The 22,056-nt window shown below is 64.1% G+C and carries 21 protein-coding genes; 12 read left to right on the forward strand and 9 right to left on the reverse strand.

The window, feature by feature from the left end; genetic code table 11:
• Window positions 1-138 precede the first annotated feature (138 nt).
• The 4 genes from V8J82_RS12605 to V8J82_RS12620 form a co-directional block, all read right to left on the reverse strand.
• The gene (locus V8J82_RS12605; RefSeq protein ID WP_339975697.1) at window positions 139-1,263 is read right to left on the reverse strand and encodes a beta-ketoacyl-ACP synthase III; all 1,125 of its coding nucleotides are present in this window, start codon (window positions 1,261-1,263) and stop codon (window positions 139-141) included.
• A gap of 55 nt (window positions 1,264-1,318) precedes the next feature.
• Window positions 1,319-1,711 carry a VOC family protein gene (locus tag V8J82_RS12610; protein ID WP_339975698.1) on the reverse strand — a complete coding sequence of 131 codons (393 nt, stop codon included), beginning with the start codon at window positions 1,709-1,711 and terminating at the stop codon, window positions 1,319-1,321.
• 74 nt (window positions 1,712-1,785) lie between these two features.
• Window positions 1,786-2,322, reverse strand: a complete 537-nt coding sequence (locus V8J82_RS12615; protein WP_339975699.1) for a hypothetical protein — start codon at window positions 2,320-2,322, stop codon at window positions 1,786-1,788.
• Window positions 2,323-2,402: 80 nt separating this feature from the next.
• Window positions 2,403-3,959: an ABC transporter substrate-binding protein gene (locus V8J82_RS12620; RefSeq protein ID WP_339976042.1), complete on the reverse strand. Its 1,557-nt coding sequence runs from the start codon at window positions 3,957-3,959 to the stop codon at window positions 2,403-2,405.
• 270 nt (window positions 3,960-4,229) lie between these two features.
• On the opposite strand from V8J82_RS12620, the gene V8J82_RS12625 reads away from it, so the two are divergent.
• Together V8J82_RS12625 and V8J82_RS12630 are read left to right on the forward strand one after the other, a co-directional pair.
• The gene (locus tag V8J82_RS12625) at window positions 4,230-5,588 is read left to right on the forward strand and encodes an ABC transporter permease (protein ID WP_339975700.1); all 1,359 of its coding nucleotides are present in this window, start codon (window positions 4,230-4,232) and stop codon (window positions 5,586-5,588) included.
• Complete coding sequence (locus V8J82_RS12630; protein ID WP_339975701.1) at window positions 5,581-6,261, forward strand: ABC transporter ATP-binding protein; 681 nt, start codon at window positions 5,581-5,583, stop codon at window positions 6,259-6,261. The genes V8J82_RS12625 and V8J82_RS12630 overlap by 8 nt, the downstream gene beginning before the upstream one ends.
• A gap of 302 nt (window positions 6,262-6,563) precedes the next feature.
• Here the strand turns inward: V8J82_RS12630 and V8J82_RS12635 are convergent, their stop codons facing one another.
• Together V8J82_RS12635 and V8J82_RS12640 are read right to left on the reverse strand one after the other, a co-directional pair.
• Window positions 6,564-7,529 (reverse strand): alpha/beta fold hydrolase, encoded by a 966-nt coding sequence (locus V8J82_RS12635; RefSeq protein ID WP_339975702.1) that lies wholly within the window; start codon window positions 7,527-7,529, stop codon window positions 6,564-6,566.
• Window positions 7,529-7,828 carry an SCP2 sterol-binding domain-containing protein gene (locus V8J82_RS12640; protein WP_339975703.1) on the reverse strand — a complete coding sequence of 100 codons (300 nt, stop codon included), beginning with the start codon at window positions 7,826-7,828 and terminating at the stop codon, window positions 7,529-7,531. The genes V8J82_RS12635 and V8J82_RS12640 overlap by 1 nt, the downstream gene beginning before the upstream one ends.
• Before the next feature lie 90 nt (window positions 7,829-7,918).
• Between V8J82_RS12640 and V8J82_RS12645 the strand changes: the two genes are divergently transcribed.
• From V8J82_RS12645 to V8J82_RS12670, 6 genes are all read left to right on the forward strand, one after another.
• Window positions 7,919-8,470 (forward strand): tetratricopeptide repeat protein, encoded by a 552-nt coding sequence (locus V8J82_RS12645; protein WP_339975704.1) that lies wholly within the window; start codon window positions 7,919-7,921, stop codon window positions 8,468-8,470.
• A 120-nt stretch (window positions 8,471-8,590) separates the two neighbouring features.
• The gene (locus V8J82_RS12650) at window positions 8,591-11,482 is read left to right on the forward strand and encodes a helicase-related protein (RefSeq protein ID WP_339975705.1); all 2,892 of its coding nucleotides are present in this window, start codon (window positions 8,591-8,593) and stop codon (window positions 11,480-11,482) included.
• Window positions 11,479-11,844 (forward strand): RNA-binding S4 domain-containing protein, encoded by a 366-nt coding sequence (locus tag V8J82_RS12655; protein ID WP_339976043.1) that lies wholly within the window; start codon window positions 11,479-11,481, stop codon window positions 11,842-11,844. Before V8J82_RS12650 ends, V8J82_RS12655 begins: the two co-directional genes overlap by 4 nt.
• Before the next feature lie 93 nt (window positions 11,845-11,937).
• Window positions 11,938-12,273, forward strand: a complete 336-nt coding sequence (fdxA, locus tag V8J82_RS12660) for a ferredoxin FdxA (protein WP_339975706.1) — start codon at window positions 11,938-11,940, stop codon at window positions 12,271-12,273.
• 293 nt (window positions 12,274-12,566) lie between these two features.
• The gene (locus V8J82_RS12665) at window positions 12,567-13,079 is read left to right on the forward strand and encodes a CarD family transcriptional regulator (RefSeq protein ID WP_339975707.1); all 513 of its coding nucleotides are present in this window, start codon (window positions 12,567-12,569) and stop codon (window positions 13,077-13,079) included.
• Window positions 13,080-13,272: 193 nt separating this feature from the next.
• A complete protein-coding gene (locus tag V8J82_RS12670) occupies window positions 13,273-13,560 on the forward strand; it encodes a glycine zipper 2TM domain-containing protein (protein ID WP_339975708.1) in 288 nt (95 codons plus the stop codon).
• Window positions 13,561-13,564: 4 nt separating this feature from the next.
• Here V8J82_RS12670 and V8J82_RS12675 read toward each other — a convergent pair whose 3' ends face one another.
• On the reverse strand, window positions 13,565-14,320 hold the full coding sequence (locus tag V8J82_RS12675) for an adenosylcobinamide-GDP ribazoletransferase (protein WP_339975709.1): 756 nt from the start codon (window positions 14,318-14,320) through the stop codon (window positions 13,565-13,567).
• An 81-nt stretch (window positions 14,321-14,401) separates the two neighbouring features.
• On the opposite strand from V8J82_RS12675, the gene cobT reads away from it, so the two are divergent.
• A complete protein-coding gene (gene cobT / locus V8J82_RS12680; protein ID WP_339975710.1) occupies window positions 14,402-15,418 on the forward strand; it encodes a nicotinate-nucleotide--dimethylbenzimidazole phosphoribosyltransferase in 1,017 nt (338 codons plus the stop codon).
• On the opposite strand, the gene V8J82_RS12685 is transcribed toward cobT, so the two are convergent.
• Window positions 15,415-17,382, reverse strand: a complete 1,968-nt coding sequence (locus V8J82_RS12685; protein ID WP_339975711.1) for a monovalent cation:proton antiporter-2 (CPA2) family protein — start codon at window positions 17,380-17,382, stop codon at window positions 15,415-15,417. The genes cobT and V8J82_RS12685 overlap by 4 nt on opposite strands.
• A gap of 236 nt (window positions 17,383-17,618) precedes the next feature.
• On the opposite strand from V8J82_RS12685, the gene V8J82_RS12690 reads away from it, so the two are divergent.
• On the forward strand, window positions 17,619-18,305 hold the full coding sequence (locus V8J82_RS12690; RefSeq protein ID WP_339975712.1) for a D-lyxose/D-mannose family sugar isomerase: 687 nt from the start codon (window positions 17,619-17,621) through the stop codon (window positions 18,303-18,305).
• A 119-nt stretch (window positions 18,306-18,424) separates the two neighbouring features.
• Here the strand turns inward: V8J82_RS12690 and purD are convergent, their stop codons facing one another.
• Window positions 18,425-19,690 carry a phosphoribosylamine--glycine ligase gene (gene purD, locus V8J82_RS12695; RefSeq protein ID WP_339975713.1) on the reverse strand — a complete coding sequence of 422 codons (1,266 nt, stop codon included), beginning with the start codon at window positions 19,688-19,690 and terminating at the stop codon, window positions 18,425-18,427.
• 60 nt (window positions 19,691-19,750) lie between these two features.
• Here purD and V8J82_RS12700 point away from each other — a divergent pair, with 60 nt between their 5' ends.
• Window positions 19,751-20,488, forward strand: coding sequence for a glycine-rich domain-containing protein (locus V8J82_RS12700; protein WP_339975714.1), 738 nt, complete (start codon window positions 19,751-19,753; stop codon window positions 20,486-20,488).
• Window positions 20,488-22,056, forward strand: a complete 1,569-nt coding sequence (xseA, locus tag V8J82_RS12705; protein ID WP_339975715.1) for an exodeoxyribonuclease VII large subunit — start codon at window positions 20,488-20,490, stop codon at window positions 22,054-22,056. The genes V8J82_RS12700 and xseA overlap by 1 nt, the downstream gene beginning before the upstream one ends.

The following is a 22,056-nucleotide window of genomic DNA, read 5'->3' on the forward strand; positions in this document are numbered from 1 at the left end:
TCGACATGTGAACCGGACCGCCTGGCAGGCTTGGTGTCGCACGCGGTGGGCATTTCAGAAACCGCGTGCCGCTCGCCGCGGCAGCCCATAATCTGGCGGCCTATCCTCTGGGCTTTGAGTTGGCGATCTCGCGTGCTGCTAGGTGGTCTTTTCCACAATCACCGAGCCGACGGAATAGCCCGCCCCGAACGAGCAGATCAGGCCGGTATCGCCCGGCGCGAAATCATCGGAATATTGCGCAAAGGCGATGATCGAGCCCGCCGAAGAGGTATTGGCGTAATCCTGTAGAATATTGGGCTGCTCGCCGTCTTCCGGGACGCGGCCCAGAACCTTCTTGCCGATATAATCGTTCATCGTCTTGTTGGCCTGGTGCAGCCAGAGGCGTTTGAGATCGGCGGCCTCGACGCCTTCGGAGTCCATATGCTCGGCGATGTGTTTCGAGACCAGCGGCAGCACCTCTTTGAAGACTTTGCGACCGTTCTGCATGAACTGCATATCGCGGCGGTCTTCCATATGGCCGTCGCGGGTGCGGCGCAGGAAGCCATTGTTGTTGCGGATGTTGTTGGAAAACTGCGTCGCGCAGCGGGTGGATTTGATCGTGAAGCGCGGCCCTTTGGCCAGGTCTGCGCGCTCGATCAGAACCGCCGTGGCGACATCGCCAAAGATGAAATGGCAATCGCGGTCGCGCCATTCCAGATGGGCCGAGCAGATCTCGGGGTTCACGACCAGCGCGCGCCGGATGCTGCCCGCGCGGATCATATCCGCCGCCGCCTGGATCCCGAACGTCGCCGAGGAACACGCCACGTTCATGTCAAACCCGAAGCCGCCGGTGCCAAGCGCCTCTTGGATCTCGATGGCGATAGCGGGATAGGCGCGTTCGTGGTTCGACGCCGCGCAGATCACCGCATCGACCTCCACCGCCGCGACCCCGGCCATATCCAGAGCCTTCTGGCAGGCATCCACACCCATCTCGGCCATGGCGCTGATCTGGTCCATCTCGCGCGCGGGCAGCAGCGGATGCATCACCGCAGGGTCCAGCACACCCGTCTTGTCCAGCACATAGCGGCGTTCGATGCCCGACGCCGCTTTGATAAAATCGCTGGAAGAATGCTGCATCGCCTCCGCCTTACCCGCCGCAATCGCTTGGGCATGGTCGGCATTCCAAGCATCGGCATAGGCATTGAAGGCCACCACCAATTCATCGTTGGAAATGCTCTGATCGGGCGTGAAGACGCCTGATCCGGTGATGGCTGGTTCAAACATGGCGCTCTCCGATCCGGGCGTCCATGTGGGCTGGAACGGGGGAGGGCGTCAAGGTTTACGGCGCAACAGGTGCGTGGCAAACGGCCTCGATATTATGGCCATCGGGGCAGAGCACGAAAGCGCCGTAATAGTCGGGGTGGTAGTGCGGGCGCAGGCCCGGCGTGCCATTATCGGTGCCGCCGGCGGCCAAAGCGGCTTGGTGGAAGGCATCGACCTGATCGCGGCGGGAGGCGGTAAAGGCGATATGCAGGCTGGGGCGCTGCGGCGTGCCTTGGCTGATCCAAAGATAGGCGCGGTCCCGCTGGCCAAAGCCGCCCACCGCAACGCCGTCGGTCTGCTCGGGTGGGAGCGTGACCAGATAGCGGGCGCCAAGCGGCGCCAAGGCTGCGGAATAGAACGCTTTGGCACGGTCGAAATCGCTGACCGTCAGTTCCATGTGGTCGATCATCTTCCGTCACCCGCGCGCCGTTGAACCCTGGGCCGATAGATTAGGGCTCTGTGGCGGACGCGCATAGTCTTTGGTTACCGGTCCGACGCTTTCGGCCCCGATGACGGGCCGGGCTGTCCGGTGCAGGGATGTTGCCGGGTCGGCACCGGGCGGGCGCCCACCTCGCGCAGGCTGCGGGACATGCTGCAGGGCAGGGTGTCCGTATCGCCGGTATAGGTGCCACTGGCCACCTGCCAGATCCCCGCGCCACGGGTCAGGACCGAGTGGACCTTGTAGCTTTCCTGGATCGCATTGCTGCGGGTCACTTGCCAGGTGATATGTGTGCCGGTGATCTGATCCGGCGCGGTAAATGTCGCCGAGAGGCAATGGCGAGTCAGCCCATCGATGTCGATGCGCGCCAGGCGATCACAGATATCGTTGAACACGGCGCTGAGTTGATCGCGTGTTTCGATCATCAGCGCGCTGCCTTCGGTTTCGATGTAATGCGGCAAGGCCACGTAGGCCGAATAGGCATCGAAATCACGATGTGTGATCGCCCGACCCATCAGGTCGAGCAGGCCTTGGTAGATTGCTATCGCATCCTTGCTGCGATCGCCGTCGGAGGTGGACATAACTGAAACCAGAACTCACTACAAAAAAGCGGGCGACGGGATGACCCGCCGCCGCGCTAAAACCGTATAAACGAAGTGAGTTAGGCTGCGAACCCTAACTTATGGACATGTATTTCGAAGATCGGATGGGTTTCCGCTCCGACCACATTGTCGGTGAAATGGCGGTAGATCGAGCGCCAATAGGGCTGAATCACCACACCTTCATCGATCATGATCTGCTGGATCTGTGCCATGATCTCGGACCGCGCATCGGCATCGGCGATGGCCGAGGCTTCGGCCAGAAGCGTGTCGAATTCCTCATTGGCAAAGGCGGTTTCGTTCCAGGCCGCGCCGGTCGTATAGGCCAGCGTCAGGTTCTGCACACCCAGCGGGCGGTGGCCCCAATCGGTGGACGAGAACGGGTAGTTCGCCCAATCGTTCCAGAACGTATTGCCCGGATAAATGGTCCGCGTGACGGTGAAGCCCGCATCGCGCAATTGCGCTGCCAAGGCATCCGTCGTCGGGCGACGCCAGGTGTCGTCGATGGAGATCAGCTCGTGCTCGAAGTCCATCTGGCCCGCTTCTTCCATCAGCGTGCGCGCGGCGTCGGGGTCGTAAACCGCCGGACCGATATCGGCATATTCGGGATGGATCGGGCAGACATGGTGGTTTTCGGCCACGGTGCCCAGACCGTTCACGCCAAGCTCCATCAGCACTTCGTTGTTACAGGCCAGGGCCAGCGCGCGCCGGACGCGGACATCGTTATAGGGCTCGACGCTCTGGTTGGTGCGCAAGACAAGCGAATTCGCCGACACCGCCTCGGATTTGGTCCAGCCAATGGCATCGAAGATATCGATGAAATCACCCAGCGTTTCGTAGAGCATATCCATCTCGCCCGCCTCGGCGGCGGCGACATGGGCGGCTTGGTCCTGGCCCAGATCGATGAACTCGATCCGGTCGAGAAACGCGCCGGTGCCCTCAGCCCACCACGTATGATCGGCGTTGCGTTCCAGCACGGCGCGCACGCCGACCTCGATCTCGGCCAGGCGGTAGGGGCCTGTGCCGACCGGGTTGTCGGAGGGGCTGCCGGAAAAGCCGTCCTGCACGATGGCGGCGGCATAATCCGAGATCGTCGGCAGGATCGTGATGTCAGGCCGCGACAGGTTCAGCACCACCGTGTGATCATCGGTGATCTCAAGCGCGCCGTCGCGCAATTGGTCGTTTTCCATCAGCGCCGCCATCCGGCTGGCCATCGAATTGCCCTCGATCGAGGCGTCACACCAGCGCGTGACGTTATAGGCGACGTCGGCGGCGGTGAAGGGCGTGCCATCGTTCCACTGCACGCCCTGGCGCAGGTTCAGCACATATTGGGTCGCGTCTTCGTTGACCTCCCAGCTTTCCAGCAGGCGGGGTTCGAACACGCCGTCGCGGTTATACTGGACCAGATATTCCAGCCAGCCGCGGGCGACATTGGCCATTTGCGGCCAGTCAAAGGTCGGTGGATCTTTCAGCGCGCGCACATCCATCTGGATGCGCATCGTGCCGCCCGGCGCGATATGTCCATCGGCGGCGGCTGGGGTGGCGCCGATCAGCGCATAGGCGCCAGCTGCAGATACGCCAAGCGCGGTGGCTCGGGTTAAAAATTCGCGCCGATCCATTGTGCCGTCGGCAACCTCCTGCGCATAGGCGCGGGCGGCGGGGTGCACATGATGTGCGTTGAAAAGTGTCACGATTGACTCTCCCTGTTCGGACCAAAACGATGTTCCATCGTAAAAAGCGCCGCATGGTCCGTTTGCGACACACACGATTAAAAGCGACATGGCGCCTAGGTTCAACGCTCTTGTTGCCGCGGTATTCCCCCGTGGCGGTGCCGTGTTGACTTGGGCGGCGAAATCCCCACCTTGCGCCCAAGCACAGAAGGATAATCGATGTCCCACCCAACGAGCAGCCCGCCACGCCCGTTTTCCCGGTTCGAGTTCATGATCGCTTGGCGTTACCTGCGCGCGCGCCGGGCCGAGGGCGGCATCAGCACGATGACCTGGATCAGTTTTCTGGGCATCAGCCTGGCGGTGATGGCGCTGATCGCCACGCTCGCCGTGCGCTCGGGCTTTCGGTACGAATTTGTCGGCACGATCCTGGGCGCCGATCCGCATATCGTGGTCCATGGCCATGACCGGTTGGATTACTCGGCCGAAGAGCTGGCGCTGATCGAGAGCAATCCGGCGGTCGCCGAGGCGCTGGAAGGGCGGCGGGCCACGACGCGCACGATCCCCGAGCCCGACGCCATCGCCGCGGCCATCCGCGAGGTGCCCGGTGTGGCCCATGCCGCGGCGGTGGTGCGCGCGGAGGTGATGGTCAGCTCCAGCCGTGCGGATACGTTCGGGCAGGTGATCGGCATGTCGCTGGAGGATCTGCGCACCGTCCCCCTGGTCGAGGACCCGGAGATTGCCTGGGGTGATCTGGAACGTCTGGATGAAGGGGTCGCCATCGGGTCGGGCATGGCCCGGCGCCTGGGCGTGATCGAGGGCGACGAGATCCGCATCACCTCCCCCAATGGCGCGCAGACGGCGGGCGGGCGCGCGGCGCGCGTGGGCACCTATGAGGTGGTTTACATCTTCCAGGTCGGGCGCAGCGATATCGACCGGGTGCGGCTCTATCTGCCGCTGGCCGAGGCGCAACGGTTCTTCGGGCGCGATGGTGTCGCCGATCAGATCGATGTCTCGGTCAGCGATCCCGAGCGCGCCAATTTCCTTTATGCGCAGGTACAGGTCGCTGCCGGGCAGAACGTGTATCTGCGCACCTGGCAGGACAATTCCGGCGCCTTCCTGCAAGCCCTGCAGATGGAGGACAACATCATGTTCATCATCCTGTCGATCCTGGTGCTGATTGCGACGATGAACATCGTGTCGGGCCTGATCATGCTGGTGAAAAACAAGTCCCGCGATATCGGCATCCTGCGCACCATCGGGCTGAGCGAGGGGTCAATCCTGCGGGTCTTCTTCATCTGCGGCTCGGTCACGGGTGTGGCGGGCACGGTGATGGGCGTGGCGCTGGGCTGCGCCTTTGCGATCTGGATCGATCCGATTTTCTCGGCGGTGAACTGGATCGCGGGGGGCGGCGTCTGGGATCCGTCGGTGCGGCTGATCTCGGAATTGCCCGCGCGGCTTGAATTGGACGACGTGCTGAGCGCCGTCTTCCTGGCGCTGGGCCTGAGTTTCGCCGTGACGATCTTTCCCGCAAGACGCGCGGCGCGGATGAACCCGGTGGAGGCACTGCGCTATGAATAAGGCCCTGGTGCTCGACGGGATCGAGAAGGCCTATAATCACGGCCAGCCGAATGAGATTTCGGTGCTGCGTGGCGCGTCGGCTGAGATTGAGGCGGGCGAAATCGTCGGTCTGATCGCGCCGTCGGGGGCGGGCAAGTCGACCTTGCTGCATATTGCGGGTTTGTTGGACGTGGCTGATCGCGGCTCGGTCGAGATCGGCGGTCAGGCAGTCACCCGCGCGTCGGATCGGGAGCGCACGGCGGCGCGGCGCGGCATGGTGGGCTTTGTCTATCAGTTCCACCATCTGTTGCCGGAGTTCTCGGCCTCGGAAAACATCGTCTTGCCGCAACTGGCCCATGGCATCCCGGCGGATGCCGCACAGGCGCGGGCCGAGGATCTGCTGGGCCGTGTGGGCTTGGCGGCACGGGTGAATCATCGCCCGGCGGAACTGTCGGGCGGGGAACAGCAACGCGTTGCCTTTTGCCGGGCTTTGGCCAATCAGCCCGCGCTGCTGCTGGCCGATGAGCCCACGGGCAATCTGGACCCGGCCACATCGGACACGGTCTTCGACGTTCTGATGGAGCTGGTGCGCGGAACGGGGTTGAGCGCCTTGATCGCCACCCATAACCACGCGTTGGCGGCGCGGATGGATCGCATCCTGCGCCTGGAAGATGGGGTGCTGACCGCCGCCTGAGCGGGGGGCTGCGGACAGGCCGAAACGCCGCGGCGCCGGGCTGGGGCGCAACGGTTGATCCGGTCTTGGGGCGTCTCGGGTGATCCTTGAAATCGAACCCAAGTGAGAAGCGGCGCCGCTTCCAAAAGCGGTCGAAGCCCCCAACCGGTGTCACCCGGTCAGGTCGAAGATGCGCATATTCGGTTTCTGGCCCATGCACTCGCCGGTGTCAGAGGCGAGCGTGCGGGCCTGACCTATGCTTGGTCGATGATCATCGCAGGCAGGTATAGGATGGGCGTGACGGGTGTTGCGCGAACGCTCGGTTAAGCGTGCGCTGCCCGGGGATGGGCATTGAACAGGCCAATAATCGCGTCGAGCGCCTTTTGGCGCAGGGCGGGGGCCTCGAGAAGGATTTCGTGGCGTGCGCCGTCCAGCATGATCAACTTGCCGCGCGGCCAATCCGCCATCCGCCGCTTTGGGGCCTCTTGCGACACGCGGCGCTCATCAGTGCCGACAATCGCGACCACCGGCAGATCCAGCGCGGGCAAGCGCATCAAAGCCGCGCTCTCGGCCAGGGCCAGTTTCAGCCATGTATAGGACGGGCCGCCAAGCGTCAGTTCCGGATGGGTGGCGGTCTGATGCTCCATATAGGCGTATTGCTCGGGGTCGGAGGTCAGGATGTTGCCCTCAAACGGCAGCGCCTTCCATTCGCGCAAGGTCGGCACGTAAGACTTCGACAGGCCGAGCGGCTCGGCAATGCCGAACAGGATCGGTGCGATGAACCGCAGCGCGCCGGGGATCTGTATTCCCCACATCGGGCCAGTGAAGGCGGCGGCGGCCACGTCGAGCCCGTTGTAAAGCGCCCGCAACCCGATACAGCCGCCCATCGAATGGCCGATCAGGTAATAGGGCTTGGGCAGATCCAGATCCGCGATCGCGGCCATGAACGCAGCGACATCGCTTTGATATTCATCGAAATCGATGACATGGCCCATGCCGGGATTGTGCTGGGGCCGGTCGGCCAGGCCCTGGCCGCGCCAATCCAACGCCACCATGCCATAGCCTTGCTCGGCCATATCGCGGGCGAGGCGGCCATATTTCTCGGCATATTCGGTACGACCGGGAAACATCAAAACGGTTCCCTTGTCGCCGCGCGGCCACACTGCAAGGCGCAGCCGCGTCGTGTCGTCGGCCTCCACCCACCATGCCTCGGCTCCGTCGGGGCCATCGGCGACCTCCGCGAAGAACGGGGCGGGCGTCAGCCCGGTGGGGGTGGGGCCGCTGAGCATCAGCTGAGCGCTCCGCCCAGTTTCATGGCCGTGCCCATGTCACCGTCCAGCTTCAACTTGCCGGACATGAAGGCTGCGGTGGGGTTCAGATCCCCGGCCATGATTTCCTGGAACACGTCTGCCTCAGCCGACATCGTCACATCGGCGGCTTCGCCATCTTCGGCGGCGCGCACGCCGGCCCCATCGACCATGACGGCGCCTTCGCCTTCGATCTCGAACCGGGCCGACCCGTCGAAATCCGAGCCGTCCAACTTTTCGGAGAGTGCCGCAACCGCGGCCTCAATAATTGCATTGCTCATCTGAGCTCATCCCTTGTTTTCCCTGGCGTCCAAGCACGCTCACACAGCCTTGATCTAGTATTGGCTGCGCGGAATGCTACGTTACAAAGCATGACGTTTCCGAGACTCATCATCAACGCTCTCGTCGCGGCAGTCTTGTGCGGGATTCCCGTAGTTGCATCCGCGCAATCCACTGTCGACGACCTGCTGGATCGTCTGGCGAATCCCGACCTGCGCAATTGGAGCGTTGTCGAAGAAGAGGTGCGCCAACGCTGGTCCATCTCGGGCTCGGCGACGGCGGATTACCTATTGCGGCGCGGCCAAGAGGCCCTGGAGGTCGAGGATTACGATGCGGCCTATGATCACCTGACGGCCCTGGTCGACCACGCGCCTGAATTCGCCGAAGGCTGGAATGCGCGCGCGACGATGTTCTTCATGCAACAGATGTATGGCCCCGCAATTGCGGATCTTCAGCGGGTTCTGGCGCTGGAGCCGCGCCATTTCGAGGCGCTGACCGGGTTGGGCATCATGCTGGAGGATATGGGCGATCAGGACCGCGCGTTGCAGGCTTATGAGGCCGCCCATGCGATCCATCCTCAACAGCCCGATATCCTGAGGCTGGTCGAAGATCTGCGCGTCCAACTGGAAGGCGAGGCGCTTTAGCCACAGGGTATGGACAGGGCCGCCGGGCCGGGTTGCGCATCACCAAGTGTGACCGCACCTTGGCGTCAATGACACTGTGCAGGCCGCCCATTGTGGCCTGGACGATAGGGGCAACGGTCTATGAAACGAATCGCGGCGGTGCTGGGCCCCACCAATACCGGCAAAACCCATTATGCGATCGAACGGATGCTGGGCCATCGGACCGGCGTGATCGGTCTGCCCCTGCGCCTGTTGGCGCGCGAGGTCTACGATAAGATTGTCGCCTTGCGGGGGCCGTCGGTTGTGGCGCTGGTCACCGGCGAAGAACGGATCGTGCCGGAGCGGACGCAATATTGGGTCTGTACGGTCGAGGCGATGCCGCTGGGCAACGGCGCCGATTTCGTGGCGATCGACGAAATCCAGCTATGCGCCGATCCCGAACGGGGCCATGTCTTCACCAACCGTTTGCTGCACGCACGCGGCCTGCATGAGACGCTGTTTCTGGGTGCCAGCACGATGCGCAATGCCATCGCGGCCCTGGTGCCGGAGGCTGAATTCATCCAGCGCGAGCGTTTTTCACAGCTTGTGTATGCAGGTTCGAAAAAGATAAGCCGGATGCCCTCGCGATCCGCGATTGTGGGGTTTTCGGTTGAGAACCTCTATGCCATGGCCGAGTTGCTGCGCCGGCAGAAGGGTGGCGCGGCGGTGGTGATGGGGGCGCTCAGTCCGCGCACGCGCAACGCGCAGGTGGAGCTTTATCAGAACGGCGATGTGGATGTGCTGGTGGCGACAGATGCCATCGGGATGGGCCTGAACCTCGATATCAAACATGTGGCGTTTTCGGGCCTGCGCAAATTCGACGGGCGCAAGATGCGCGATCTGTGGCCGAATGAGCTGGCGCAGATCGCGGGCCGTGCCGGGCGACACACCAATGATGGCAGTTTCGGCGTGACCGGTGAGGCGCCGCCTTTGCCCGATCCGGTGGCCGAGGCGATCTGCGAGCATCGGTTTGTGCCGGTGGGCAAGCTGATGTGGCGGAATTCCGCGCTCGATTTCGGATCCCCGGAGCGTTTGATTGCCAGTCTGGAGGAGCGGACCGACGATGAATGGCTCACACGCGCGCGTGACGCGGATGATGTCCAGGCCCTGAAAGCGCTTGTCGCGCAGCCCGAGATTGCAGCGCGTTTGGGGGATGGCCGTGCCGTGCGGTTGCTGTGGGATGTGTGCAATATCCCGGATTTTCGGGGGATTTCCCATGCCGAACATGCGGACCTTCTGGGCCGCATCTTTGAATTCCTGCACGAAACCGGCCGCGTGCCCGATGATTGGCTGGCGCGTCAGGTCAAACGGATCGACCGGCCCGAGGGTGATATCGACACGCTGAGCAAACGGCTCGCTTATATCCGCACCTGGACCTATGTCGCGCAGCGCCGCGGATGGCTTGATGACGAAAGCCATTGGCGCGGCGCGACCCGTGCCGTAGAAGACCGTCTGTCGGATGCCTTGCACGAGGGCCTGACGCAAAGATTTGTCGACCGGCGGACCAGCGTTCTGCTTCGCCGGTTGAAACAGAGGGAGAGCCTTGTGGCTGAAGTAAACGACCAGGGTGAAGTCAGCGTGGAAGGCCAGATGCTTGGCCGGATCGAAGGATTTCGCTTCCGCCAGGATGAGACGGCCAATGCCGATGAGGCCAAGACGCTGCGCCAGGCGGCGCTGGCGGCGTTGCGACCGGAATTTCACCTGCGCGCCGACCGCATGTACAATGCGCCCGATACCGAGTTCGACCTGACCGAGCAGGGCGGGCTGATGTGGGGCGACAGCGCGGTTGGCAAGCTGGTCGCGGGCGACGAGGCGTTGCGGCCCGTGGCTGAGGCCTTTGTCGATGACGAGGCGGGCGCCGAGGTGGTGCAGAAGGTGCAGCGCCGGTTGCAGCATTTCATCGACCGTCGGATCGCCGCGCAGTTCGAGCCGCTGCTGGCGATGTCGCGCGACGAGGCGATCACCGGCCTGGCCCGTGGCGTGGCGTTCCGTCTGCTGGAAGGGTTCGGCATTGTGCCGCGCGGCGAGATCGCTGAGGATATCAAGGCGCTGGATCAGGATGCCCGCGCGCTGCTGCGCAAACATGGCGTCCGGTTCGGGCAATACACGATCTTCCTGCCGGTTCTGTTGAAACCCGCGCCCACACGGCTGCGTCTGGTTCTGTGGGGCTTGGCGAAGGGCTTGCAGGCCTTCCCCGACAGCCCGCCGCCCGGTCTGGTGACGATCCCGGTCGATCCCGGTGCGCCAGCGGGTCACGATACGATGGCGGGCTACAAAAGCGCGGGCAGCCGTGCGATCCGCATCGATATGCTGGAGCGTCTGGCCGATCTGCTGCGCAATGAGGATAGCCGTGGTGGGTTCGAGGCGAACCCTGATATGCTGTCGATCAGCGGCCTGACTTTGGAGCAATTCGCCGATCTGATGGGTGGCCTGGGCTATAAGGGTGAGAAGGGTGAACGGGTGAAGGTGAAGGCACCGCAGCCGGAACCGGCGGCACCCGAAGCTGCAAGTGAGCCCCCCGTCGAGGCCGAGACCCAGGCGGGCGCGGACGGCGCCGACACGCCGGATCCGACCCCGACCGAGTTGCCCGATGAGGCGCCCGTGGAAACGCCCGCGGAGCCTCCGGCGGAAGCGCCGGCTGACATGCCGACCGAAACACCGGTCGAGACGCCTGTGGAACTGCCCGGCACCGAGACGGCGGAAGCCACGCCCGAGATGGAGGTCTTTTATACCTTCACCTGGGCGCCGCGCGGTCGTGGCCATGCGCGCCCGCGGCGGGCCGATGGCGATCAACGTGGCCGGTCCGATGGGGCGCCCCAAGGCAAACGCGGTAAACCCCAGGGCAAAGGCGGTCCAAAAGGGGATCGCAAGGGCGGCAAGCGTCCGCCGCGCGACACCAAGCCCAAGACCTACAGCTCGAAACCGCAGAAATCCGACAAGGTCGATCCCGATAATCCCTTCGCCGTTCTGGCGGCGCTGAAGGACAAGACCTGAGCGAGGACGCGCAGAAGGATCGCGTCGATCGCTGGTTGTGGCAGGCGCGATTCTTCAAGACCCGCAGCCTTGCGGCGCGGCAGGTCAGCGATGGCCATGTGCGGGTGAATGCCGAACGCGTCACCAAACCTGCGGCGCAGATCGGGCCGGGCGATGTGCTGACCTTTCCGCAGGGCCGACAGATTCGTGTGGTGCGGATCGAATCGCTGGCCAAGCGACGCGGCCCGGCGGCAGAGGCCCAGACGCTCTATGCCGATCTGACGCCACCATCCGAACCCGCGCCTGCCCGTGTCGGTCCGCGACCCACCAAAAAAGACCGTCGGGATATGACGTCGTTCCGTGACGGCGATGGGTCCGAGTGACAAAGCCGTGACACGGACATGTCGTCGCCTTGCATCCCCCGTCTTGCTGACTTACCTCCGGCTTAAATGTGAGTTTACAGGACCCGCCCGCCCATGACCTATATCGTCAACGATGCCTGCATCGCCTGCAAATACACAGATTGTGTCGAAGTCTGCCCCGTGGATTGTTTCTACGAGGGGGAGAATATGCTGGTGATCCATCCCGACGAATGCATCGATTGCGGCGTGTGCGAACCCGAATGCCCCGCCGACGCGATCCGGCCCGATACCGAGCCGGACATGGAGAAATGGGTGGAGTTCAACCGGAAATATTCCGAACTTTGGCCGGTGATCATCACTAAGAAAGACCCGCTGCCCACCGCCGACGAGATGGACGGGAAAGAGGGTAAGATGGAGATGTTCTCCGAATCACCTGGCGAGGGCGGCTGAGTTTCGCAGCCGATTTTATGCTGCTCTGCCGAAGGGTGAGCATCGCTGACCCATGGAAACCCTTAGACTTTTAAGGGATTTGTTAACGCTGCGTAGCGGAAAACTTCCAAACGGGCGCTTTTTGTGTTATATATTTCAGATGTAAAATGATTGTCCGCCCAACCCGCGGGACCTATACCTGTCCGTTCCCCATGCGGTGACCCCAAGCGCCCACGGAAAGCTCGCCGCTTTCCGGAGGCGTTTTTGACGCTTATGACCTACCGCGAGCGGGCCACTAATAAAAGGAAGATTACATGACCAAAGCCCGGAAATCGCAAGAATTCGGCCCTGATGATTACGTTGTCTACCCCGCCCATGGCGTCGGCAAAATCGTGTCCATCGAAGAGCAGGAGATTGCGGGGCTGTCGTTGGAGCTATTCGTGATCTCCTTCGAGAAAGACAAGATGACGTTGCGTGTACCGACCGCGAAAGCCACCGAGGTGGGCATGCGCGCCTTGTCGGATCCGACCGTTGTGTCCAAGGCGCTCGACACCCTGAAGGGCAAGGCACGCGTGAAGCGGGCCATGTGGTCGCGCCGTGCCCAGGAATATGAGCAGAAGATCAATTCCGGTGATTTGATCTCGATCGCCGAAGTGGTACGCGACCTGCACCGCGCCGATGATCAACGCGAGCAAAGTTATTCCGAACGTCAGCTTTATGAAGCCGCGTTGGAGCGTTTGACTCGCGAATTGGCCGCCGTGAAAGGCATTGATGAGGCCGGTGCCGCCGCCCATGTTGGCGAAGTTTTGACCAAGCGCGCCGCCTGAGATCGGGTGATCGGGCCGGCTTCCGCTGATAAAATGGCGAAATAGCGCTTAGATATCCGTTACGGAAAACCTAACCTGTCGCGGCCTCGCGGCAGGTTTTTTTATGTGCTACCAGAGTCCGAGGGAAACGAGGGTGGAACTATCCCCCGCTTGGGCTGTTTTGTTTGTACTGAACCTAGAAGGAAGACCCCTTATGAAGACTTTTGTTGCTCCGCTTTTGCTGACAGCTGCCGTTGCAACCGCCGCTTGCCAGCCGCTGTCGCCCCAGGATCGCTCGAACCTCGGCCTTCTGGGGGGTGCCGGTGCAGGCCTGCTGACCGCGTCGGCCTTTGACGCCAACCCGGCTTGGACCGTGGCTGCAACCGTTGCCGGTGCCGCGATCGGGACGCAGGTCGCGCGGAACACGCAGACCGGTCAATGCGCCTATCTGCAGGGCTACGACAACCGTGGCCAGCCGCTCTACCAAGTTGCGCCTTGCTGATCGGCTAGGCCAGCATAGCGGCGAGGGTCAGCAGGGCGGCAAGATCGCCCATCACCTGCGTCGCACCCAAAACATCGCCCGTTTGCCCGCCGATTTTTGCGCGGGCAAGCGCGCCCATGGCCAGCATTGTACCGATCACCGCCAATGCGGCCGCTATGCCAGCCGCGCCCGTCAGCACGATCGCTGCGATCCCGGCCAATCCACCCCCAACCAGCGCCGCCCAAATAGGTGGCCGCCCGACATGGGAGGCTAGCCCGTCCGCTCGCGCGAAGGGCAGGGCAGCCATCAACGTGGCCATCGCCGCGCGGCTGAGCATGGCCGAGGCGATCAGGGCCAGCGGAGCCACTGGCAAAAGCGCCACGAATAGGCTCCACCGCAGGCCGATGGCCAGGATCAGGGCGACAACGCCATAGGCGCCGATCCGGCTGTCCTTCAGGATATCAAGGCGCCGCTCAACCGTGTGCCCGCCCCAAAAGCCGTCGGCGCAATCGGCGAAGCCATCTTCGTGCAGGGCGCCAATGAGGATGATGCCGACGGCCACGGCAAGACCCGCCGCCGCAATCACCGGGATGTTTAGCGCCAGAGCGCCCAGACCTACACAGATCTGCGCCACTGCCAATCCCGCACCCACCAAGGGCCAGGCCCAGGCCGATGCCGCCGCGCGCGCCCCATCGCCGCCGGGCAGCGGCACACGCGTCAGCAGGTGGACCGCGCGGATCAGGTCTTTGGGCTGCGGAAACGGGCTGTCGGGATCGGACATCAAACGGGCCTTTCTGCCGCAGTGCGACGGCGGCACGATCCGCTAAACACGATGCAAGACAGGCAGGCAAGGGAGCAAATCATGTCTGAGGCCCCCCAGAGTTTCGAGGCGATCCGAGCAGCTTTGGCCGCAGCGCCCCATCCGGCACCCGAGGCGCGCGCGGCGGCGGAGGCACGCAATGCGGTGCTGACCAAGCCGCCTGGCGCGTTGGGGCGGCTGGAAGAGCTGGCGATCTGGTATGCGGCCTGGCGCGGCGATGCCCGCCCCCGGATCAAGGCGCCGCAAGTGCTTGTCTTTGCGGGCAATCACGGCGTCTGCGCGCAGGGCGTCAGTGCCTTTCCGCCCGAGGTGACGGTGCAGATGGTGGCCAATTTCGCGGCGGGCGGGGCAGCGATCAACCAATTGTCGGATCTGGCGGAGGCCAAGATGTCGGTGCATCCGATCGAGTTGGACCGCCCGACAGCGGATTTCACCCAAGGCCCGGCCATGTCCGAGGCCGAGTGCCTGTCGGCCTTCGCCGTGGGATGGGAGGCGGTCGATCTGGCCGCGGATCTGCTGGTTGTCGGCGAAATGGGCATTGGCAATACAACGTCGGCGGCGGCTTTGGCCTATGCACTGTTTGGCGGCGCCGCGTCGGACTGGACGGGCCGGGGAACCGGTGTGGACGATGCGGGGCTGGAGGTGAAGACGCGTGTGGTCGAGGCGGGGATCTCCTCCAATCCCGAAGCCAAAAGTGACCCGCTGGTTGCCTTGGCTGCGCTCGGCGGGCGCGAGATCGCCGCGATGGCCGGGGCCATGGCGCGGGCGCGCTGCCTGGGCCTGCCTGTGATCCTGGACGGGTTCATCTGCACCGCCGCCGCCGCTGTGATCCACAAGGTCGATCCGGGCGGGTTGGACCATGCGGTGGCGGGCCATGGCTCTGCCGAACAGGCCCATGGCGCGCTGTTGGCGCATCTGGGCAAGGACCCGATCCTGGCCCTGGACATGCGGCTGGGTGAAGGGTCGGGCGCGGCGCTGGCGATCCAGATCCTGCGCGGTGCGCTGGCCTGCCATTCCGGCATGGCGAGCTTCACTGAGGCGGGCGTCAGCGACGGCTAACCCCGTTCCGTGCCACCGGGGCGGCGGGGCGGGATGCCCCGGGTTCCGGTCAGGGCGCCGACATCGCCGCGGGCATGGCCCTGGCCGCCTTTACCGGGCTCTTCCTCGGCCATCTCGTCCAACTGGCTGACCAAGGCGGTTTCCAGATTGGCATTCATCTCGCGCACGCGGGACATGTATTCGGGATTGTCGGTCACGGGCACGCCGGGTGTCCAGACCTCGGCCAGGGCACGCAGCGTCTGGCGGTCATGGCGGTAGAACGCGATTTCAAGCTCATGGGCTTCGTAATCGCTCAGCCCCATATCTTCGAGCACGTAGCGTCCGGCGCGCAGGCTGGAATCGAACATCTCGCGCACGATATGGTCGGCGCCCGCCTCGTAAAGCTCGTAGACATGCAGGCGATCATGGGCGCGGGCGACAATCGACAGATCGTCGCGCAGGCGGCGGGCATAGCGCACCAGTGTGAGGGCCGATTGCTTGTCATCCACCGCAACGACCAGAACCTTGGCGCGGTCGATCCCGGCGGCCTTGAGCAATTCGGGCCGCGTCGGGTCGCCGAAAAAGCCTTTGAATCCAAAGCGGCGCATCAATTGGATGGTTTCGAGATTCGCATCGAGCACCACGGTCTTGAACCCCGACGCCTGGACCATACGGTTGACGACCTGCCCGAACCGCCCGATGCCTGCGATGATGACGGGGGCCTCTTCATCGATGTGATCGGCATCGGGGGTGTCTTCGCCGGGATCGGCCAGGCGGGCCGAAATCTTCTCATAGAGGATGAAGCTCAGCGGGGTCAGCAGCATCGACAGGGCCACGACCAGCAGCAGGATTTCGGCGACATTGGCCGGAAACACCGCCTGTTGAACCCCGAAGGCCACCAACACGAAGCCAAATTCACCCGCTTGGGCCAGGCCGAGTGTAAAGAGCCAGCGATCCCCGCCGCGCATGCGGAAAATCACGGCCAGGATCAGCAAGATCAGGCCCTTGAGCAGCATGACCCCTAAGGTGAGCCCGAGGATGGTGAAGGGTTGGCCGAACAGGGTCGAGAATTGGATCCCAGCGCCGACGGTGATGAAAAACAGCCCCAGGAGCAGGCCCTTGAAGGGCTCGATATCGGCCTCAAGCTCGTGCCGGAATTCCGAATTGGCCAAGACAACGCCCGCGACGAACGCGCCCAAAGCGGGCGACAGGCCGACCAAAATCATCAGCACCGCGATGCCCACGACGATGGCCAAGGCGGTGACGGTATAAAGCTCGCGCAGGCGGGTCATGTGGATGACCCGGAACAGAAGCGGGCAGATATAGCGCCCGGCCAGGATGACGAAGGCGACCGCGCCCAGGGTCACCAGCGTGACGCCCCAAGCGGGCAGGCCTTCGACCAGCGAAACGATATGGTGGTCATCCTCCGCGCCGCGCGAGATTGAACCATCGCCATTGATCCGCATCGCAGCCCCCGTCGCCAGAAGCGGCAGAAGGGCCAAAGCGGGGATGACGGCGATGTCCTGGGTCAGCAGGACCGAAAAGGCGCTGCGCCCGCCTTCGGTGCGCATCAGGCCCTTTTCATTGAGCGTGGTCAGCACAATCGCGGTGGAGGACAGGGCCAGGGTTGTGCCGATGGCGAGCGCAAGCTGCCAGGACAGGCCCAGCATCATCGCGCCCGCACAGAGCACGCCGATGGAAAGCGCCACCTGGCTGCCGCCCAGACCCAGCAGGCGCTTGCGCATACCCCAGAGCGTGCGCGGGTCAAGTTCCAGCCCTATGAGGAACAGCATCAGGACAACGCCGAATTCCGCGTAATGCTGCAAATCCTCGGTCTCTGACCCGACAAGGCCCAGGACCGGGCCGATGGCGACGCCCGCCAGCAAATAGCCCAGGACCGAGCCCAGGCCGAACCGCACCGAAATGGGAACGGCGATCAGCATGGCGCCCAGATAGATGGAGGCCTGTACGAGGGTGTCTTCCATGGAGCGCTCGGGGGTTGAGAACACGGATGCGTCGGCAGCTTAACCGGTTGTGCGGCGCGGCGCGACAAGGGATTGCGCCGCCTTCGGCTCGGGCGCCCGCCAGCGCATCGGCCAGAGGGGTGCCGTGGGTGTGAGGCCCGGCACAAGGGTCAGTTTCGGCCGGTTTCGGCGGATCTGCCCTTGTCTTGGCGTTCCGGTTCGGAGCAGGGTGCGCGCGGAGAGATGTGGAGGCGGCGATGAAACGCTCGGAGATCAACGACATCATGGCGGAGGCGGAGGCCTTCATGGCTTCGTTCGGGTTCGTCCTGCCGCCCTTTGCGCAGTGGACGCCGGATGAGATGCGCGCCAATGCAGAACGCGCCCAGGCGGTGATCGATGGGCGCCTAGGCTGGGACATCACCGATTATGGCGCCGGGCGCTATGCCGAGATGGGGCTGTTCCTGTTCACGCTGCGTAATGGGCGTCTGGCGGATCTGCAACGCGGCGGCGGCATGTGCTATGCCGAGAAGCTGCTGATCTCAAAGCAAGATCAGCTCAGCCCAATGCATCGGCATTATCTGAAGGCCGAGGACATCATCAACCGCGGCGGTGCCACTCTGGCCATCGAGCTGTTCGGCTCGGATCCGGACGGCGCATTTGACCCGGAGGCGGGGGGTCGTGTCATGTGCGACGGGATCGCACGCGATTTTGCGGCGGGCGAGGTCTTGCAGCTTGCCCCCGGCGAAAGCGTGACGCTGATGCCGGGCGATTGGCATGCCTTTTGGGGCGAGGGGGGCGATGTGCTGATCGGCGAGGTCTCGACAGTGAATGACGACGAGACCGACAATTGGTTCCGCGAGCCCATTGGGCGCTTCGCCGAGATCGAAGAGGATGTGGCGCCCACGCATCTGCTGGTCTCTGATTATGCGAAATGGCTGGGCTAGGCAGGCAGATTTCTCACGACATCCCTCCCGGAAACGTGGGTTTCCAATGCGGCGCCTGGCGGGATCGGTTCAGCTGGGGCGTGAGGCCAGTGCCGTAAGCGCAGCGTTCGACCGAACCCCTAGGACAGGGCCCGCCAACCGATATCCGAGCGGCAGAATCCCTCGGGCCAGTCGACGTCTTCGACCATCGCATAGGCATTGTCGCGCGCCTCTTGCAGGGAGGCGCCGCGGGCCGTCACGTTCAGCACGCGCCCCCCGGCAGCGGTAATCTTACCGTCTGTCAAAGCGGTGCCGGCATGGAACACCATCTGCTGCGATGTGGCCGGGCGGGCATCCAGCCCGCCGATCACGCTGCCTTTCTCGTAAGCGCCGGGATAGCCCTTGGCGGCCATGACGATTGTCATCGCGTGGTCGTCGGCCCAATTCACCTGCGCATCCGCCAATCGCCCCTCGGCACAGGCCAGCAGCAGGTCCAGCACCTGGCCGCCCAGCCGCATCATCAGCACCTGACATTCCGGATCGCCGAACCGCACATTGTACTCCACCAGCCGCGCTCGGCCATGCGCGATCATCAGCCCGGCATAGAGCACGCCGGAAAACGGCGTGCCGCGGCGTGCCATCTCGGCGATGGTGGGGCGGATGATTTCGTCCAGGACCTGCTCTTGTAGCGTATCGGTCAGGACCGGCGCCGGGGAATAGGCGCCCATGCCACCGGTATTGGGGCCGGTATCGCCATCGAAAGCGCGTTTGTGGTCCTGCGCAGTGCCGATGGGCAGCACATCTTTGCCGTCGCAGAGCACGAAGAATGACGCCTCTTCGCCGTCCATGAATTCCTCGATCACCACCTCGGCGCCCGCCGCGCCGAAGCTGCCGCCAAACATGTCGTCAATGGCGGCCAGCGCCGTGGCCTCGTCCATCGCCACGACCACGCCTTTGCCCGCCGCCAAACCATCGGCCTTCACGACAATCGGCGCGCCCTGACGCAGGATGAAATTGCGCGCATCATTGGCATCGATGAACCGGGCCCAGGCGGCGGTCGGCGCGCCAGCGGCATCGCAGACCTCTTTGGTGAAGGCTTTCGAGGCCTCAAGCTGGGCAGCGGCCTGGGACGGGCCGAAGACCAGTATCCCGGTATCAACCAGTTTATCCACGACACCGGCGGCAAGCGGCGCTTCGGGGCCAACGATTACAAAGTCGATGGCGTTGTCGACCACGAAATCGCAGACATCGCCGGGGCTATCCACATCTAGGCTGGCACATTCCGCGATCTGGTCGATGCCCGCATTGCCCGGCGCCACGATCAGGCGGTCACATTTCGGGTTCTGCAAAACGGCCCAGGCCAAGCTATGTTCACGGCCCCCGGCGCCGAGGATAAGGATGTTCAACGGGCGTCCCTCCCTGCTATCGTCGGGGCAGGCATAACGAGCAGCGCAGGGGTGCACAATATGCGAGATCCGGAGCTTTGGGCGCGGCTCAAGGCGTATGTCTTCGATGGGCCGGGCAGCGCGCCCTATTCGGTGAAGCTTGCGCGGGCGGAAGGATGGGATGCCGATCTGACCGCCGATGTGATCGAGGAATATCGCCGGTTTCTATACCTCACCCAGATCAGCGACCGACAGGTCACACCCAGCCAGATGGTCGATGCGGCCTGGCATATGCACCTGACCTTCACGCGGGATTATTGGGAGGATTTGTGTCCCAATGTCATCGGCAAACAGGTCCATCACCAGCCCTGCGCGGGCGACGAGGAAATGCCGCGTTACCGCGATCAGTTTGCGGCCACCAAGGCGCTATACGAGGCGGAGTTCGGGGCCGAGCCACCGGCAGAGATCTGGGGGCGGGACCATCACCGTGAGAGGACACCGGAGGGCGTGGTGATCCAATCCCATTGGATCGTGACAATTGCACTGGCCGCGGCGCTGTTGCTCTATATTCTGGAGCCGGACTTGCCATGGGGTGTCTTCGCCTTTCTGGTGATCGCGGGCTTTGTGCTGCAACGGGTGGCCGATGGGGCAGCCCGCCCGCGGCGGCGTCGGCGTGGCGAGATCGAGAGCGATGTCTGGTTCGATATGGATGGTCACGGGGGCGGGCGACGGAGCCGCCGAGATGACCATCATGACACCAGCGATGGCGATGGCGGTGGCGATGATGGCGGCGGCGGATGTGGAGGATGCGGAGATTGATGGATGATCTGATCGACGACGGGCCCGAGACGGGCGGCAACGCGCCGGAATTCACCGTCTCGGAATTGTCGGGCGCGGTGAAGCGCACGGTGGAATCCAACTTCGCCCATGTCCGTGTGCGCGGCGAGATTGGGCGGCTGTCCCTGCCACGCTCGGGCCATATCTATCTGGATCTGAAAGACGACCGCAGTGTCCTGGCCGGTGTGATCTGGAAAGGTGTCGCGGCGCGGATGACGCATCGCCCGGAAGAGGGGATGGAGGTCATCGCATCGGGCCGGATCACGACCTTCCCCGGCCAATCGAAATATCAGCTTGTGATCGACGACATCCGGCCCGCGGGCGTCGGTGCGCTGATGGCGATGTTGGAAAAGCGGCGCGCGGCTTTGCAGGCCGAAGGGCTGTTTGACGCCGAGCGCAAGAAAAAGCTGCCGTTTCTGCCCGAGGTCATCGGCGTTGTCACCTCGCCTTCGGGGGCGGTGATCCGCGATATCCTGCACCGGCTGCGCGACCGGTTCCCGCGCAAGGTGCTGATCTGGCCCGTTGCCGTCCAGGGCGAGCGCTGTGCGCCCGAAGTCTCGAACGCGATCCGGGGCTTCAACGCCTTGACCCCGGGCGGTGCCTTGCCGCGGCCCGATCTTCTGATCGTGGCGCGGGGCGGGGGCAGCCTTGAGGATCTATGGGGGTTCAACGAGGAAAGCGTCGTGCGCGCCGCCGCCGAAAGTGACATCCCGCTGATTTCCGCCGTGGGGCACGAAACCGACACGACGCTGATCGACCATGCCGCCGATCTGCGTGCGCCGACGCCCACGGGGGCGGCGGAAAAGGCGGTGCCGGTGCGGCTCGACCTGATGAATTGGGTGCGCCAGCAGGACGGCACCCTGACCCGTGCGATCACCGGGGGCTTGACGACGCGCAGGCAACGCCTGTCGGATCTGTCGCGCGCGCTGCCACGGCCCGAGGCGCTGATGGACAGCGCGCGGCAACGGCTGGACCTGGCGGCTCTGCGCCTCACGCCGGCCTTGCGGCAGCGGACCTCCGATGCGCGCGCCCGGCTGGACCGTCTGGCCGCGCGGCTCGACCCGGCCTTGGAGCGGGCGGTGGCGCAGAAGCGGCTGACCCTGGGCCAGGGCGCCGCGGGTCTGACGCCCGCACGTCTGCAGAGTGTAATCCGGCAGGGCCGACGGGATCTATCGGGGCTCAGCACGCGGCTCGATCCGGCGCGGCTGCACGCGCGGACGGGTCAAATGGCCGAACAACTCGCCTCGTTGACCACCAGGTTTCAGGCCAATTCGCAGCAAGCCACCAAAGCGCGGCGCGACCGGTTGGAGGCGCTGGACAAGCTGCGGCAGACCTTGGGCTACAAGGAAACGCTGGAGCGGGGCTATGCGGTTGTGCGCGGCGCCGACCAGGTGCTGACCCGTAAGGCAGAGGCGGCGGGTCATGCCGCGCTGGAGGTTGAATTCGCCGATGGCCGCCTTGCGGTAACGCCCACGGGCGCCGCCCCGAAACCCGTGCCGCGCAAGAAATCCCCGCCGCAACCGCCGCCGGAACAGGGCAGTCTGCTCTAG

It is taken from the genome of Gymnodinialimonas mytili (genome assembly GCF_037544085.1).
GTDB classification, from domain to species: Bacteria; Pseudomonadota; Alphaproteobacteria; order Rhodobacterales; family Rhodobacteraceae; genus Gymnodinialimonas; species Gymnodinialimonas mytili.